This window comes from Collinsella sp. AM40-7AC (genome assembly GCF_003468125.1).
GTDB lineage: Bacteria > Actinomycetota > Coriobacteriia > Coriobacteriales > Coriobacteriaceae > Collinsella > Collinsella aerofaciens_O.
Window position 1 is genome coordinate 94,292 of record NZ_QSGK01000003.1, and the last position, 17,235, is coordinate 111,526.

Genomic DNA, 17,235 nt, shown 5'->3' on the forward strand with positions numbered 1-17,235 from the left:
CCTACTCGATCGAGAAGATCACGGGATAGAGCGGCTGCTCGCCACGATGGGCGTCAATCTCCAGATCGGGCTGAGCCTCCTCGATGGCGTCGACGATCTCTTGGAAGGCCTCGTCGGAAAGCTCCTCGCCGGCCAGAATCGTCAGCGCGTCGCCCTCCTCTTCCTCCTGCATGCGGTTGATGCAATCGAGCGTGACCTGCTTCACGTCGGAGCCGACCACGTCGATGGAGCCGGCAATGATGCCCATGACGTCACCGGAGTGAATCGGCGAGCCGTCAGAGGCGCTGGAGTCGCGCACGGCACGGGTGACCTCGCCATCGCGGACCTCGCTGATGGCGTCGACCATGGCGGCGACGGCGTCCTCGAGCTCGGAATCGGGCAGGACGGCGAACAGCGCGGAGAAGGCCTGCGGAACGGTCTTGGTGGGAACGACGGCGACCTTCTTGTCGGTGCAGGCAGAAGCGGCAGCCTCGGCGGCCATGCGGATGTTGCCGTTATTGGGCAGGATGATGACCGAGGTCGCGTTGACCTGGTCAACGGCGCCCAGCAGGTCTGCAGTCGAGGGGTTCATGGTCTGGCCACCCGACACGATCACGTCGACGCCGAGGGACTTAAGGATGTCGGCCTCACCGGAACCGGCGGCAACGGCGACAAAACCCAGCGCCTTGGCGGGCTCGGCGGCCTTCTCCTGGTCCTCGTGGATCTTGGCGGTACGGTCATGGGCCTCCATCTCCATGTTGTGGATAAAGACCTCATAGATCTGACCGAGCTGCAGCATGTGCTCGAGCACCAGGTTGGGGGTGTTGGAGTGCACGTGGATCTTGTAGTCGGGGTAGGCACCCACGAGCAGCTCGCAGTCGCCCATGGAGCCCAGGAACTTAAGGCACTCGTCCTCGTCAAACGGAGCGTCGGCCTTAAAGAGGAACTCGTTGCAGTAGCGGAACTCCGAGCCCTCCCAGTCGTCATTGGCCTCGATCTCAACGCGGCCAAGAGCGGCATCGCGGGCAGAGCCGGCGGAGTCAAACGTAGCGGAGAAATCCTCGACAACGGTGCTGCGACCAAGTGCTGCAGCCACAAAGTTCTCAAGGAAGATGGCAAAGCCAAAGGCGCCGGAGTCGACCACGCCGTTCTCCTTGAGGACGGGCAGCAAGTCGGGCGTGCGGGCGACGGACTGGTAGGCCTCGACGACGATGGCGTCGAGCGCGTCCTCGGCCGAGAACTTCTTCTTCTCGCACTCGTCTGCCTTGGTCGAGACGTCGCGCAGCACCGTGAGGATCGTACCCTCGATGGGCTTGCGGACGGCCTGGAAGGCAACCTTGACGGCTCGGCGGAACGCATAGGCGATGTTAGCGGACGTGATGGGCTCATCGGCAGAGACAAGGCCCTCGGCCACACCACGCAGAATCTGCGAGGTGATGACGCCGGAGTTGCCACGGGCACCCATCAGGGAGCCATGGGTGATGGCACCGGCGATGGCCTCCATGTCGGCGTCGGCAGGAAGGGCGGAGAGCTCCTTGGTCACCGAGGCGAGCGTGAGCGACATGTTGGTGCCGGTATCGCCATCAGGTACGGGAAAGACGTTGAGCTTGTTGATCTCCTCGGCCTTGTCGGAAACGGCAGCCGCAGCGATCGGAAAACAGGTGCGAATGGTCTTTGCAATCATGGGTATTTGAATCTCCGTTTTCGGATGCTAGTTCAGACGGCTCTTGAGCGCGTCGATGTGAATGCCGATCTTAAGGCTGGCGGGATCGATCTGGGCGATCTCCTGCAGAGTGAAGGCAACGGAGCTCGAAAGATTGTGGCAGACGGACTTCATGTTGACGCCGTTCTCGAGCACGACGTGAAGATCGACCGTAAGGCCGTTCTCGTCAGCGGAGACAAGCACGCCCTTGCGGAGGCGCTGACCGGCAAGCAGGCGCACGCTCTCGGCACCCTGGAGCTGCTCAGCCATACCGACGACGCCATAGCACGTCATCGCGGCATAACCGGCAATATCGGCAATAACGTCGTTCGAGACGCTCAGGCTGCCGTTAATGGTCTCAGACACAAGAATCTCCTTATCTGGTGCTCGCGGCACCATCTCGTGGGAGCAATCATTGCAATATTCTACAACGACCGCGCCATGTTGAGGTGGTGGGTCGCGGGATTACATCCTCGACACGAAATGTTGATATGGTAACGTTCGCGACCGGCGATCGCGGCATGAAAAAAACCCGCCGCAAAAGCGACGGGTTTAACAACCTGGCTCCCCGGGTAGGACTCGAACCTACAACAGCGCGGTTAACAGCCGCGTGCTCTACCATTGAGCTACCGAGGAATTTAAAAGCCCAACGGAAAGGGCTGGAAAATTCTGGCTCCCCGGGTAGGACTCGAACCTACAACAGCGCGGTTAACAGCCGCGTGCTCTACCATTGAGCTACCGAGGAATAGGTGCGTGCTCTCAAGCAACGAAGTTTATTATACGGACGAATCAGCTCAGGGCAAGAACTTTTTTAAGAAATTTTCCGACCCAACCGTTGCGGCAAGGAGTGTCCCAAAGTGCCGGCAAAAAATGAACGTCCCCAACTGCCAGGTTCACTCTCATTTTGCGGGCACTCATTTAAGTCTGTCCCCAATGAGTGTTAAACGACTAGTCATTCAAGAACGTCCCTAACGGCTACATGAAAGCGCCCCCAAGCGGATGTGCTTGAGGGCGCTTCTTGCTTGACTAGCTTTCGATATAGTCCTTCAGCTTGCTCGAACGGCTCGGGTGGCGGAGCTTGGCCAGGGTCTTGGACTCGATCTGGCGGATGCGCTCGCGCGTGACGCCAAACTCGCGGCCGACTTCCTCGAGCGTACGGGGATGTCCGTCGACAAGGCCAAAGCGCAGCTCGATAACCTTGCGCTCACGATCGGCAAGCGAATCGAGCACCTGGGTGAGCTGCTCCTGCAGCATGGAGAAGCTGGCGGCATCGGGCGGAACGATGGCCTGGGAGTCCTCGATGAAGTCGCCCAGCTGGGAATCCTCTTCCTCGCCGATGGGGGTCTCGAGCGACACGGGCTCCTGCGAGATCTTCTGGATCTCGCGGACGCGGTCGGCGCTCATGTCCATCTCGGCACCGATCTCCTCGGGGGTCGGGTCGCGGCCCAGGTCCTGAAGGAGCTGACGCTGCACGCGGACGAGCTTGTTGATGGTCTCGACCATGTGCACGGGAATACGGATGGTACGGGCCTGGTCGGCGATAGCGCGCGTAATGGCCTGACGAATCCACCACGTGGCGTACGTGGAGAACTTAAAGCCCTTCTGGTAGTCGAACTTCTCGACGGCGCGAATCAAACCGAGGTTGCCCTCCTGGATCAGGTCCAGGAACAGCATGCCGCGGCCAACATAGCGCTTGGCGATGGAGACGACCAGACGCAGGTTTGCGCTGATGAGAGCCTGCTTGGCCTCGAGGCCGACATTCTCGATACGGGTCAGACGGCGCATCTCGGCACGCGTGAGCTCGAGCTCGCCCGCCTCGGCAGCCTCGAGCTTCTCGGTGGCCTCAAGACCGGCCTCGATCTTCATGGCCAGATCGACCTCTTCGGAGGCGGTCAACAGGTCGACCTTGCCGATCTCCTTGAGGTACATACGGACCGGGTCGCCGGTCAGCATCACCGTGGAGGCATCGATGCCACGCACGCGCGAGCGTGAACGGGACGTGCGCACGGTGCGCTTCTTCTTGCTCTTGGAAGAACCCATCTCGGCGTCGGCCTGACGGGCCATCTTGAGCTCGTGATCGTCGAGCGAGCCGGAATCGTGCTCGTCGTCGTCATCGAAATTGTCGGTATCGGTATCGTTATCGTCATCGTCGACGTCCATGGGGGCGTCGTCGTTACCGCTCGCGGAGATAATCTGGATGCCGCTGTTGCGCAGCGCGGAATACACCGCGGTGAGCTGCTCGTCAGAAACATCGATATCCTTCAGGGCGACCTGAATCTCGTCCTCGGTTACCGAAGTCCTGTTTGAGCCGTTGCCCATGAGCTTTGCAACGTAGGATTCCAGCCCAGTACCCGTGCTCTCAGTCTTTTTTGGCACAGATTCTCCCTTCATAGTCCACAGGACTCAATACTTTAGCACACACATTGACGTCTATACCCAAAAAGAGAACTGGATATAGGCGAGAATACGCTGGTTGACCACAACATCTAGGCTTGTTCGGTGCCTGCGGCCTCCAAGCCGATCAAACGGAACGGGTCCGCCACGCCGCCGATCGACTTTTGCAGCTCGCGTTGACGCTGCGAATCCCGCGCGGCCTGCACGGTCAGCGCGCGACGGGCCTCATCGTCGAGCGAACGATCCTGGCGCAGCTTGGCCTGTGCGGCACGCATGCGGCGCTTGATGGTGTAGAGCTCGAGCGTATCGAGCATAAACACGATGTTCGTCTCGGTGGGGTGCTTGCTCGTCGCCGAGATGCGCCCGGCACTCACAAGCGTTGCCGCCTCGGGACACACCGAGCGCGCCGCATCCATGCAGGTCGCAGGATCGGTGCCCGGGGGCGTCGCCAGTACGGCCCATGCGATGGACTCGTGACGTGGGTCAACCCACTCGATGGAGCAGATGCGGTCGGCATACGTGCGGAACAGGTCGGGGTAGCTCGTGAGCATGGTCAGCAGCTCGCGCTCCCCTGCCAAGGACTTGCGTTCTAGATCGGTCAAAACCATCGGCGCCGCCGCAGCCGATGCGCTCGAACCATCAGCCACAGGCGCAGCGCCCATATCATCAGGCACATCGATCGGCGGCAAGTCGTCAACGACCTCCACGGGCGCGGCACCGTAGGCATCGAGCGGGACGTAGTCGTACGGTTCTTCCTCGACCGGCGCCGCTACGGCCGGAGTCGCGCCCGATGCCCAAGCACCGCGACCGGCATCGCGAGAACTCGATGCCCGACCGCCCGCATTTCCAGAGCGCTCGGCCTGTGCCCGCTGGCGCTCATAGTTCTGCTCACGACGTCGTTCCGCATCCTCGCGCTTGGCGACATCGCGAAACACGCGGCCCGAGCTCGCACGCACCGTCTCCAGATCCAAACCCAGTAGATCGGCAATCTGAATAAAGTACGTATCGATCATGTAGCTATCGCGCAGCGGATAGATGAGCGTCAGCGCATCCTCGAGCGCCTTGGCACGACCGCCCGGCGTGGTAATGTCGCTCGACTCCTGCAGCGAACGGTAGACAAAGTCCATGAGCGGCTCGGCCGCGTCGATGCGCGCCTGCAGCTCCTCTCCGCCGTGCGCCGTGATGAACTCCATGGGATCGTTGCCGTCGGGCAGCACCACGCAGCGCAGGTCCATCGAATCCTGCTCGATAAACTGAATCGCACGGCGAGCGGCCTTTTGACCGGCAGCATCGCCGTCAAACATATACACGATGCGCTTGGCAAAGCGGGTGAGCGTCTTGACGTGATGCTCCGTGAGCGCGGTGCCCAGCGTGGCGACAACGTTTTTAATCCCCGCTTCCCAACAGGCGATGCAGTCGGTATAGCCCTCCACCACGATGGCGGTATCCTGCGCGACGATAAACTCCTTGGCCCAATTAAAGCCGTAGAGGTTTCGCTTTTTATGAAACACGCTCGTTTCGGCGGTATTGAGGTACTTGGGTTGGCCGTCACCCATGATGCGACCACCAAAGGCAATGTTGTGACCCTGCTCGTCAAAGATGGGGAACATCACGCGGTCGTAGAAGCGGTCGGCAAGCTGCCCGCGCCCGCGGCTCACGGCAACGTTGGCATCGATCATCTCCTGCGGGGTAAAACCCGCCTGGGACAGGTGCGACACCAGCGCGTTGCGGCCCGGTGCAAAGCCCAGGCAGTAGCGGCGGCAGACGTCGCCACCCATGCCGCGGCTGGCAAAGTACTCGCGCGGACGGCCGTCCTTACCGCGCATAAGCATGGTGTGGTAGAACTGGGCGGCCTCGGCGCACAGATCGTAGATTCGGGCACGCTTGGTACCGCGCTCGCGGCGATCTCCGGTGTCATGCAGCTCAATACCCGCGCGATCGGCCAAATATCGGATTGACTCGGGAAAGCTCAGGTTCTCGCGCTTCATGATATAGGTGAAGACATCGCCGCCTTCGCCGCAGCCAAAGCAATGCCACACCTGCGTGGCAGGGATTATGTGGAAGGACGGCGTCTTTTCGCCATGAAAGGGGCAGCAGCCCCAAAACTCATGGCCGCGGGGCTTGAGCTCAACCGTTTCCTGCACGATGGCAACTAGGTCGGACGCAGCGCGGACCTGGTCTTTTTCCTCATCGCTAATCACGGACGCTCACCCCCTGCTCGCCCAAGTTGTGACGAATATCTTCGATATTACCCTCGACGGTCGCGATCAACTCATCCAGCGAATCGAACACGCGCGACGGACGCAGCCAGCGCGTAAACGCCAGCGAAACGGAAGCGCCATACAGGTCGCCCGTATAACCAATTAAATTGGCCTCGAGATGCGCAGATGCCGCATCGTCAGCATACGTCGGCGGCAGTCCGACGTTAACGGCAGCGGGCCACACGATGTCGTTGACCAGCACCAGGCCCTCATACACGCCATCGGCAGGCACCTGAATGCCGTCGGGAACATGTAGGTTTGCCGTGGGAAAGCCCATGCCAGAACCCTCGTGACGGCCGCGAATAACACCGCCGCGCACCATATACGGGCGGCCGAGTAACTCAGCAGCAAGCTCCACATGGCCCTGTCCCAGCTCATGACGAATGCGGGTGGCGCAAATGGCCTCACCGCCCTCGCAAAGCAAGTCGTGCCCGTATACGTCAACGCCGCGCTCGGCACCCCAGGCGCGCATCTCGGCAACACCAGAAGCACCGCCACGACCCAGCCTAAAGTCGCTGCCAACGCGAATCGATCGAATGTCGACCAGACGCGACACCAGCGAGAGAAAATCAACATGGTCAAGCGCCGCAACCTCAGGCGTAAAGGGAACGGCCACCACCGCATCGACCCCGGTTTGAGCCAGGGCATGCAGACGGTCGGCCGTCGTCATCAATTTTTGAGCGGGCGAAGGGCTCACCACGACGTCCGGGTCGGGATCGAAGGTAACCACGACCGCCTTACAGCCATGGGCACGGGCATCACAGACAAGCGCTTCGATGAGTTCCTGGTGTCCACGGTGCACACCATCGAAAACGCCGATGGCGATGGAGGCAGCACCCAAGTGCTCGCACTCATCAAATGCATCGGCAGCAACGATGCGAGCCTCGTCCGACTCGCCCGCGAAAAAGATACGCGCGAGCTCGCGAGCGGACAACATCATCGAACACCGCCGATTGCCTGCGGAAACACGTGCTCCATGACAAAGCGGCCACTCTCAATGCGGGCGAGCGCCTTGAGTCCCCCATCGAGCACCAACGCAAACGGCGCCTTCGAGGCATCGAAATCCGCAAGCGCACGCTCAACGGGAATGCGTCGGCCGCAGAGCAGGTCATCGGCAAGATTGCCAGGCAAGTCAACACGCGTGGCGCCCAGGGCCGCAATGGGATCCAGGGCAAAGCCAGCCGCGGACTCGGGGGAAAGTTCCTCGACCGCATGACAAGCGCCAATGGAAACAACACCGGAGGCCGTGCGGCGCAACGCGGAAATGTGCGCGGCGCTCTCACAGGCGCGGCCCAAGTCTCGAGCGAGCGCACGGATATAGGTGCCCTTGCTCACCGAGAAAGCCACGGTCCACACACACGTATCACCTTCGCCGCCCACGGCGATCAGGTCGGCGGCATAGACCTCGACGGGGCGCGGAGGTAGGTCCACCGCATTGCCCTCGCGAGCAGACTTGTAGGCGCGAACGCCATTGACCGAGATAGCCGAAAACGCCGGCGGCACCTGCATCTGCGGACCCAGCATGGCCGCCAAGCGCTCACGGGCATAGGCAGGATCGCGCAGCTCGTTGGCAATAGCCACCGTGCGGACCGCCTCGCCCTCCGCATCATCGGTATTGGTCTCGGCGCCAAACGAGATGTCGGCGACATAGCTTTTGGTATCGAGGGTTAGCATGCCCAGCAAACGAGCAGCCTGGCCAACACCCACCACCATGACACCCGATGCCATGGGGTCGAGCGTGCCGGCATGGCCGACGCGACGCTCATGGAGGGCGCGCCGACATTGCGAGACCACATCGTGGGACGTGCAGCCCACCGGCTTATCGACGGCGAGCAGCATATTCAGTTGAGAAGGCGTACGACGAGCCATGTACCATCCAAAAAGTTAAAGCTCGACAGTCACCGAAGCGGGATCCTCCCCTACCAGTTCGGCCAGCATGGGAAGTGCCACGGTGAGCGTCTCGAGAATCGTTCCGTTGTTGGAGAAACCGGCGGCAGCGGGATGTCCGCCTCCGCCAAAGGCAGCAGCGATCTCGGACACGTTGAGGTCGCCCTTGGAGCGCAGGTTGCCGCGCACCTTGGTATCGCCCTCAATGCCCTTCAGGAACAGACAGACCTCGACGCCCATCACCGAGCGCACCACGTCAACCAGACCGTCGCACTCATCCGAGGTGACACCGCACGCCTCAAGGTCACTCTGGTACGCGTAGCTATACGCGACGCGCCCGTGGGCCACCGTCTTAATGCGGCCCATAACGATGGACTTGAGATGCAAAAACTCAACGCGCATGCTCTGGTAGACCTCGAGTGCCACACGCGCCGGATCGGCACCGTGGGCAACCAGACGCGAGGCTGCATGGAACGCGGCGGCGTCGGCGTTTTGGTACTGAAAACGGCCGGTATCGGTAACCAAGCCACACAGCAGGCAGGTTGCAACGCCATCACGTGCGACAATGCCGCAATTGTCCAAGAAGCGGTCGATGATCATGGCGCAGGCTGCAGCTTCGACGCGCCTCAGGCTGAGCTCGGCAAACTCCTCGCGCGCCGGATGGTGATCGAAGCACACCACATGCTTGGAGCGACGAAGCACCTCGGCGGAATTATTGAGACGCTCGACGACCGGCACGTCCACCGAGATGAACAGGTCCGGATTGCCGGTATACGCAGATGCCGGTACCAGGCGATCGGAGCCTTCCATAAAGCGGTAGATACGCGGAACCGGGTCATCGTCTGCCAACAGCAGCGCAATGTCCTTGTTGGGAAAAAACTTCATAAGCGAGAGGCCCAGACCCAACACGGAGCCCAGGGCGTCACCATCGGGAGAAGTGTGTCCCGAAATCGCAATGGAGGACGCACCCTCGATGAGCTCGAGGATGCGTCGCTGAATATCTGCAGACTCGCACGAGGCGAGGTCGGCGGAATTAGTCATCTAAAGCTGCCTCCTGGGCGGCATCCGCTATCGGATAGCCGTCCTCGTCCTTTTCGATCGCAAGCGTGGCGGGAACGTTTTCCAGCGCACGCGTGATGCGCTCGGCCTCATCGGTCGAGCGATCGATGCGAAAATCGAGCTCGGGCGTGACACGCCAATCGAGCGAGCGAGCCAACAGGCTGCGAATACGGCCCTTGGCGCTTGCGAGCGCCTCCATGACCTCGTCGTAGCGGCTCGCATCGCACGACACGTACACACGCGCAAACGAACGGTCCACCGCGACCTCGACCGCGGTCAAAGTAACCAGGTCGAGACGCGGATCGGAAACCTCAAAGAGCAGGATATAACCGAGCTTCTCGCGAAGCTGCTCGCCCAGACGGCGGGTTGCCTGCGTTTGCTTCATAGCGCTACCCCCTACTCGGTACGGGCAACCTGGTCGATGCGGTAACCCTCGATCTGGTCGCCGGGCTTGATGTCCTGGAAGTTCTCCAGGCCAATGCCGCCCTCGGAACCGCTCTTGAGGCTCTTGGCCTCGTCCTTGTAGTGGCGCATCGAGGCGATCTTGCCGTTGAAGACCACGATGCCGTCGCGCACCAGACGCACGGAATCGGTCGCGGCGATCTCGCCCTCTTCGACACGGACACCGGCGGCGATACCGACTTTGGGCACCTTGAAGGTGTCCAGGACGGTCGCGGTACCCGTGGAGACCTCGACCTCGGTGGGCTTAAGCATGCCGATACGGGCAGCGTCGAGTTCCTCGAGACACTTGTAGATGACGTCGTAGCAACGGATCTCGACGCCCTCACGCTCGGCGGCGGAGCGGGCCTTACCGTCGGGACGGACGCCAAAGCCGATGATGATGGCGTTGGAGGCGTCGGCCAGGACGACGTCGGTCTCGTTGATGGCACCAACGGCGGAGTGGATCGTGTTGATGCGGACCTCGGACTGATCCATCTTGTCGAGCGAATCCTGAAGGGCCTCGATAGAGCCCTGGACGTCGGCCTTGATGATCAGGTTGAGCTCCTTGACCTCGGCGTCGGCAATGGTCTCGAAGAGGTTCTCGAGCGTGACGTGCTTCACGCGGCTCTGCTCCTCGATACGGGCCTTGAGCGAACGCTCGTCGGCAAGGGCGCGAGCCTCGCGCTCGTCCTCGAACACGCGGAACTCGTCGCCGGCGTTGGGCACGGACTGCAGACCCAGAATCTCGACGGCGTCGGAGGGACCGGCCTCGGTGACGGCGCGACCCTTGGGGTCGAGCATGGCGCGGACGCGGCCGTAGGTAAGGCCGGCGACCAGCGTATCGCCCACGTGCAAGGTACCGCGGGTCACGAGCACGGTAGCGACCGAGCCGCGGCCCTTGTCGAGCTTGGCCTCGAGGACGTTGCCCGAGGCAAAGGTGTCCGGGTTAGCCTTGAGCTCGAGCACGTCTGCCTGGAGCAGCACGGTCTCCAGAAGGTCGTCGATACCGATCTTCTGCTTGGCCGAGATGTTGACGAACATGTTCTGTCCGCCCCACTCCTCGGGGATGACGCCGTACTCGGTGAGCTCCTGACGCACACGGTCGGGGTTGGCTCCCGGCTTATCGATCTTGTTGACGGCGACGACGATGGGTACGCCGGCGGCCTTGGCGTGGTTGATCGACTCGACCGTCTGGGGCATGACGCCGTCGTCGGCGGCGACGATCAGGATGACGATGTCGGTCACCTTGGCGCCACGGGCACGCATGGCCGTAAAGGTGGCATGACCCGGAGTATCGATGAAGGTGATCTTGCGGTCGTTGATCATGACCTGCGAAGCGCCGATAGCCTGCGTAATGCCGCCCGCCTCGCCGGCAGCAACGCCGGTGTGACGGATGGCGTCGAGCAGCGACGTCTTACCGTGGTCGACGTGGCCCATGACGGTGACGACCGGGGCACGCGGCTTAAGGTCGGCGGGATCGTCGTAGAACGAGAAGGTGTTCTCCTCCTCGGGGGTGATGATCTTGATCTGACGGCCCAGGTCGTCGGCGACGAGCTCGACGAGGTCGTCGGACATGGACTGCGTCATGGTGAGCGGCGTACCCAGCAGGAACAGGCGCTTGATGATGTCGTTGGCCGGAACGTCGAGTGCCTCGGCAAGCTCCTGGACGGTAACGCCCTGGGAGACCTTGATGGCGTCGAGCTCCTCGGGGTTCACGCCCTGGGCCAACGCCTCCTCTATCTTGCGCTCCTCCTGAGCCTTGGCAGCCTCGCGCTCGCGCTTCTCCTTGCGCTTCTTGCGGCGACCGGTGGACTCACGAGAGGCCTCCTCGACGGCAGCACGAGCCTCCTCGAGTACCTTCTCGCGGCTGTACTCCTCGGCCTCGCGAGCCATACGGCTATAGTGGTCCTCTTCGTTGTTGTGACCGCCCTTGCGCTTCTTGCCCTTGCCCTGCTTGTCGGGGTTGGGGAAGTCCATGCCGGCAGCGACGTTGTTGCTGGCGTTGGTGCGATGACTGTGCGGACGGCTCTCGGAGGCGTTGCGCTCGGAGTTGTTGTCGGAGGCGTTACGATCGTTACGACGGCCACCGCGGCGGTCGTTGTTGCCGCCACGACGGTTACCGCGCTCGGCGGCGCGCTCGGCTTTGGCCTTGTCCTCGGCGTCCTTCTTCTCCTTGAGCACGGTCTCCTGTGCGGCGATCTGGTCGAGCAGCGAACGGAAGCGCGAACCGGAGTCGGAAGCGGGAACGGCGCGGCGCTGGGCCTCGCGGGCAGCCTCCTCCTTCTCGCGAGCAAGGCGCTCCTGCTCGGCCTTCTTCTTGGCCTCGGCCTCGGCGCGGGCAGCCTCCTCGGCAGCCTGGGCTGCGGCAAACTGGCGGCGTTCCTCCTCACGTGCCTTCTCGGCGGCGATGCGCTCACGCTCGGCCTCGGCGGCGCGTGCGGCCTCCTCGGCGGCAGCTGCCTGCTCCTCGGCCTGCTTGGCGGCCTCGACTTCCTGAGCGCGGGCCTCGATCACCGAGGCGAGCTGCTTGCGGACCATGGCGACATAGGCGTCCTCCAAGGTGGAGGAAGCGGACTTAGCGGGAATCTTCATATCGGCGAGATGACCCATCAGTTCCTTGGAGGTCATGCCGAACTCTTTGGCCAGGGTGGACACACGGACTTTTGCCATATGACTTCACCTACCCTTTCTGGCACCTTGGGTGCCTAGAGACTGAACGAGCGTGGGAGACGCGCCGGGACCCGCCCGGCGCGACCGCGCGCTAGATCAGGTCCTCCGCATCATCGAAGGCGTCGGTGTCGTGGACACCGCAGAAACGGGAGCCGGGACGGGCCTGGTTGCGGCACTGGATGCCGTCCTCGGACACGTACTCGCAGCGACGGACGTCCTCGTCCTCCTCGTCACCGATCAGGTCGGCGGCGGGCTCCTCGTGAACGGGAACGTTCTTGAGGATGTCGGCGGCAAGCGTCTCGGACTTGATGTCGATGTGCCAGCCGGTCAGGCGCGCGGCGAGGCGGGCGTTCTGGCCCTCCTTGCCGATGGCGAGGGACAGCTGGTCGTCGGGGACGATGACGCCGGCGTAGGCCTTCTCCTCGTCGATGAGGACGCGGGTGACCTTAGCGGGCGACAGGGCGTTGGCGACGTAGACGGCAGGATCGGCATCCCACAGGATGACGTCGACGCGCTCGCCACGGAGCTCGCCCACGACAGCGCGAACACGGCTGCCCTTGGGGCCGACGCAGGCACCCACGGGATCCAGACGGTCGTCGAGCGAGTGGACGGCAACCTTGGAACGCTGGCCGGGCTCGCGGGCGATTGACTTGATCTGGACGGTGCCCTCATAGATCTCGGGCACCTCCTGCTCAAACAGACGACGCATGAGCTCGGGGTGGGTACGGGAGATGACAATCGGCGGACGGCTGTGCTCGCCACGAACCGGCTGCAGGTTGGAGTTGGGGTCGCGAACGTCGATGATCACGGCCTTGATGTGCTGATTGTGCAGGTAGCGCTCGCCCATCGGACGCTCGTTGCGCTCGTTCTCGTAACGACGCTGATCGAAGTGCGGCAGCTCGGCCTCGACGCCTTCGCGAATCTTGACGATCGTGAAGTCGGGCGTGGACTGCAGCACGGTACCGCTGATGAGGTCACCGATGCGGCCGGAGAACTCCTCGTAGATCTGCTCGCGGGCGGAGTTACGCACGATGGCGTTGATCTCGGCCTTGGCGTGCTGGGCAGCGATGCGGCTCGTGTTCTTGGGGGTGACGTCGATCTCCTCGAACTCGGTGAAGTTGCCCTCCTCGTCCATGGAATCGTCGATCGGCTCCAGGCGGTAGACGTAGATCTTGCCGGTGGTGCGGTCGATGGTCACCTTAGCGCCCCACTCAAGATGCAGGATCTCGGCATAGCTCTTGGCGAGCGACTGCTCCAGGCGGTCGATCAGGTAGAGCTGGTCGATGTGCTTCTCCTGGCAAAGCTCCATCAGGGCGGACATCATGTCGGATGCTGCCATCTTACTTTCCTTCCTTCGCGGGCTTGAAGTCGTAGGTGGGCTTCAACTTGCACTTTTTAACATCAGAAAAATCGAGGGTAACGGACTCGCCGTCCTCGAGCTCGAGGGTCACGTTCGTCTCGGTGGCGGCGGCAATCTTGCCGGCGTACTTGCGACGGCCCTCGGTGGCGGTGGAGGTGAGCTCGCAGTCCTCGCCCACAAAGCGGGCAAAGTCGCGCGGACGGCGCAGCGGGCGCGCCATACCCGGGCTCGATACCTCGAGCGTATAGCTCGAAGAGATGGGGTCGAGCTCCTCAATCACGTCGCCGATCCACTTGGTATTGGCCGTGACGTCGTTGAGCGACAGGCTCTGACCCTCGGCACCCTCGATACGCACGCGCACGCAGGGGGCCTTGGTGGCACCCACGAGCTCGACGTCGACGATGTCGACATCGTGCTGGGGAGCGACGGCCTCGAGCGCATCGATGATCGCCTGCTCGGTCTTAGTCTTGACCATTGCGGCACCTCCATCCATACAAAAAAGAAGCGGGGCCGAAACCCCACTTCTTTCAATTACAACTTCATTTGCAAGCAAACTATAGCAATAGCTGCGAAAACGTGCAAGCACAGTACGAATCTGCAGGTCAGCGTGCGCACAGCTTCTCCACAAGAATAGGACAATTGACCGCGGCCAGGCTAAACAAAACGAGGGACGACCCAACCGGATCGTCCCTCGTCTTTTATGCGTCAGTTAAGCGCGCAGAGCTTATTTGACCACCAGGTTGACCAGCTTGCCGGGCACGCAGATGGCCTTGACGACCGTCTTGCCCTCAAGCCACTTGGCAACGGCTTCCTCAGCGGCAGCTTGCATCTCCTCGTTGGAGGCGTCGCGGGCGACGTCGATGCGGCCACGGACCTTGCCGAGCACCTGGACGACGATCTGCACCGTATCCTCGATGGACTCGGCCAGGTCGAACTCGGGCCAGGCGGCGGTGTAGGCGTTGCCCTCGCAGCCGAGGGCCTCATGCCACAGTTCGTCGGCCCAGAACGGGCAGATGGGGGCAAGGACGCTCACGATATCCTTAGCCACGCCGTAGCACAGCGCCGTGTCGCGGGCGGCACCCTCGGTGGCGTTGAGGTAGGCGCTCGCCGCGTTGACGAGCTCCATGACGGCCGAGATGGCGGTGTTGAACTGGCCACGATCGAAGTCCTCGGTGCACTTGGCGATGGTGCGGTGACGCTCGCGATAGAGCTTCACCGCGACCTCGTCGAGCGCGGACTTGTCGAAGGCCACGTTGGCGTCGCCGGACTGGACGAGCTGCCAAACGATACGCCAGGCGCGCTTGATGAAGCGGTTGGCGCCCTCGACGGCCTTGGGATCCCAGTCGAAGTCCTTCTCGGGCGGGGCGATAAACAGGATCGCCAGACGCATGGTGTCGGCGCCGTAGGGCTCAATGACCGAGCTCGGGGGCACGACATTGCCCTTGGACTTGGACATGGTGTCGCCGTTCTCGTCCTTGACCATGCCCTGGCACAGCAGGTTAGTGAAGGGCTCGTCCACACTCAGCAGGCCCAGGTCGCGCAGCGCCTTGGTAAAGAAGCGACTGTAGAGCAGGTGCAAAATGGCGTGCTCGATGCCGCCGATGTAGTTATCGACGGGCATCCAACGATCGGCGGCCTCACGGGAGAAGGGCAGCTCGGTGTTGTGCGGGTCGGTATAGCGCAGGTAATACCAGCTGGAGCAGGTGAAGGTGTCCATGGTATCGGTCTCGCGCTTGGCCGGGCGACCACAGACCGGGCAGGTGGTCTCGTAGAACTCCTTGCACTCGGCGAGGGTCTCGCCGGCACCCAGGTCCAGGTTCTCGGGCAGCGTCACCGGCAGCTGGTCCTCGGGCACGGGCACGATGCCGCAGTGCTCGCAGTGGATGGCCGGGATGGGGTTGCCCCAGTAACGCTGACGGCTGATGAGCCAGTCGCGCAGGCGGAACTCGACCTTGCGACGGCCGCAGCCCATGGCCTCGAGGTCGGCCACGATGGCAGCCTCGCCCTCAGAGTGCTTGCCGCCGCGCATGCCGGTGTACTTGCCCGACTGGACGAGCGTGCCCTCGGCAGCGTGGGCGCAATCCCAGTCGACGTTCTCGGCATGGAAGGTGTCGATGGTCTCGCCGCTAGCCTCGACGGCAGCGCGATCCTCATCGTCCAGGATGATCGGCACGATAGGCAGGTCGTACTTGCGGGCGAACTCAAAGTCGCGCTGGTCGCCGCAGGGAACGGCCATGACGGCACCGGTGCCGTAGTCGGCAACGACATAGTCAGCAACCCACACGGGGATCTTCTCGCCGTTGACGGGGTTTACCACGTAGCGGCCCGTAAAGGCGCCGTGCTTCTCGAGGGTGCCCTGGGCGCGCTCGACGGCAGAGATATGCTTGGAGTCCTCGACGATCTTGGTGACGGCCTCCTCGTACTGAGTGCCCTCGACGAGCTCGTGCAGGCGCACGTACTCGGGAGACAGGACAAAGAAGGAAACGCCAAAGAGCGTGTCGGCGCGCGTGGTGAAGACGGTGATCTTACCCTCGTCGCCCTCGATGGGCTCGCCATCGGTGTCGCACAGGGTAAAGTCGACCTCGGCGCCCTCGGAGCGGCCGATCCAGTTGGCCTGCATCTGCTTGACGCGCTCGGGCCAGCCGGGGAGCTTCTCCAGGTCATCGAGCAGCTCCTGGGAGTAGTCGGTGATCTTGTAGTACCACTGCTCGAGGTCACGCTTCTCGGGCTCGGTGCCGCAACGCCAGCACTTGCCCTCGGTTACCTGCTCGTTGGCCAAAACGGTCTTGCAGGTGGGGCACCAGTTGACCGGGTTCTTCTTGCGGTAGACCAGACCCTTTTCCCACATCTTTTCAAAGATCCACTGACCCCAGCGATAGTAGTCGGGGCTACAGGTCTTAACGGTACGATCCAGATCGTAGGAGAAGCCCATGCGCCTCATCGTGGCGAGCGCCTGGTCCATGTTCTTATACGTCCAGGCGGCAGCCTGTGTGTTGTGCTTGATGGCGGCATTCTCGGCGGGCAGACCAAAGGCATCGAAGCCGATGGGGTGCAGCACGTCGTAGCCGCGCATGCGGGCCTGACGGGCCATGGCATCGCCGATGGTGTAGTTGCGCGCGTGGCCCATGTGCAGGTCGCCCGACGGATACGGGAACATCTCGAGCACATACTTCTTGGGCTTGCTGTCGTCGGTGTCGACGGCAAAGAGGTTGGAGTCCTCCCAGGCCTTCATCCACCGGGACTCAATGGCCTGCGCGTCGTAGGCAGGGATCTCATCCTTATGATCTGTGCAATCGCACATATCAGCTCCTTTGTTAGCTGGGTTGGGGCGGGGCGTTCTTACCTTTACTCGCTGCTGCGGACAGTCCTGCTCGCACGAAGAGCACATTAAGTGCTCTTCGGCTCGTGCGGAACTTGCAGCGAGCAAAGGTAAGAACGCCCCGCCACATCGTTAACTCGACTGATGATAGCAAATACAACAA

General features: G+C 62.3%; 12 protein-coding genes and 2 tRNA genes. All 14 read right to left on the reverse strand.

From position 1 onward, the window contains the following. Position 1 precedes the first annotated feature (1 nt). A complete protein-coding gene (locus tag DW892_RS03500; RefSeq protein ID WP_117765715.1) occupies positions 2-1,663 on the reverse strand; it encodes a DAK2 domain-containing protein in 1,662 nt (553 codons plus the stop codon). Positions 1,664-1,690: 27 nt separating this feature from the next. Then, positions 1,691-2,080 (reverse strand): Asp23/Gls24 family envelope stress response protein, encoded by a 390-nt coding sequence (locus DW892_RS03505; RefSeq protein WP_187361832.1) that lies wholly within the window; start codon positions 2,078-2,080, stop codon positions 1,691-1,693. 162 nt (positions 2,081-2,242) lie between these two features. Further along, a tRNA-Asn gene (locus tag DW892_RS03510) sits at positions 2,243-2,317 on the reverse strand. A 34-nt stretch (positions 2,318-2,351) separates the two neighbouring features. After that, a tRNA-Asn gene (locus DW892_RS03515) sits at positions 2,352-2,426 on the reverse strand. Between the two features lie 281 nt (positions 2,427-2,707). Further along, positions 2,708-4,057 carry an RNA polymerase sigma factor RpoD gene (gene rpoD, locus DW892_RS03520; RefSeq protein ID WP_117765717.1) on the reverse strand — a complete coding sequence of 450 codons (1,350 nt, stop codon included), beginning with the start codon at positions 4,055-4,057 and terminating at the stop codon, positions 2,708-2,710. 110 nt (positions 4,058-4,167) lie between these two features. Further along, a complete protein-coding gene (gene dnaG / locus DW892_RS03525) occupies positions 4,168-6,276 on the reverse strand; it encodes a DNA primase (protein WP_117765719.1) in 2,109 nt (702 codons plus the stop codon). Next, a complete protein-coding gene (gene ribF, locus DW892_RS03530) occupies positions 6,269-7,276 on the reverse strand; it encodes a riboflavin biosynthesis protein RibF (protein WP_233546797.1) in 1,008 nt (335 codons plus the stop codon). The genes dnaG and ribF overlap by 8 nt, the downstream gene beginning before the upstream one ends. Beyond that, complete coding sequence (truB, locus tag DW892_RS03535; protein ID WP_117765721.1) at positions 7,273-8,205, reverse strand: tRNA pseudouridine(55) synthase TruB; 933 nt, start codon at positions 8,203-8,205, stop codon at positions 7,273-7,275. The genes ribF and truB overlap by 4 nt, the downstream gene beginning before the upstream one ends. 15 nt (positions 8,206-8,220) lie before the next feature. Then, a complete protein-coding gene (locus DW892_RS03540) occupies positions 8,221-9,264 on the reverse strand; it encodes a bifunctional oligoribonuclease/PAP phosphatase NrnA (protein ID WP_099431635.1) in 1,044 nt (347 codons plus the stop codon). Continuing rightward, the gene (rbfA, locus tag DW892_RS03545; RefSeq protein WP_006234038.1) at positions 9,257-9,667 is read right to left on the reverse strand and encodes a 30S ribosome-binding factor RbfA; all 411 of its coding nucleotides are present in this window, start codon (positions 9,665-9,667) and stop codon (positions 9,257-9,259) included. The genes DW892_RS03540 and rbfA overlap by 8 nt, the downstream gene beginning before the upstream one ends. A gap of 11 nt (positions 9,668-9,678) precedes the next feature. Next, positions 9,679-12,393 (reverse strand): translation initiation factor IF-2, encoded by a 2,715-nt coding sequence (infB, locus tag DW892_RS03550; RefSeq protein WP_089571695.1) that lies wholly within the window; start codon positions 12,391-12,393, stop codon positions 9,679-9,681. Positions 12,394-12,484: 91 nt separating this feature from the next. Continuing rightward, positions 12,485-13,732 carry a transcription termination factor NusA gene (nusA, locus tag DW892_RS03555; RefSeq protein ID WP_006234042.1) on the reverse strand — a complete coding sequence of 416 codons (1,248 nt, stop codon included), beginning with the start codon at positions 13,730-13,732 and terminating at the stop codon, positions 12,485-12,487. A 1-nt stretch (position 13,733) separates the two neighbouring features. Beyond that, the gene (rimP, locus tag DW892_RS03560) at positions 13,734-14,228 is read right to left on the reverse strand and encodes a ribosome maturation factor RimP (RefSeq protein ID WP_117765723.1); all 495 of its coding nucleotides are present in this window, start codon (positions 14,226-14,228) and stop codon (positions 13,734-13,736) included. Between the two features lie 249 nt (positions 14,229-14,477). Beyond that, complete coding sequence (gene leuS / locus DW892_RS03565) at positions 14,478-17,054, reverse strand: leucine--tRNA ligase (protein WP_117765725.1); 2,577 nt, start codon at positions 17,052-17,054, stop codon at positions 14,478-14,480. Positions 17,055-17,235: the final 181 nt, after the last annotated feature.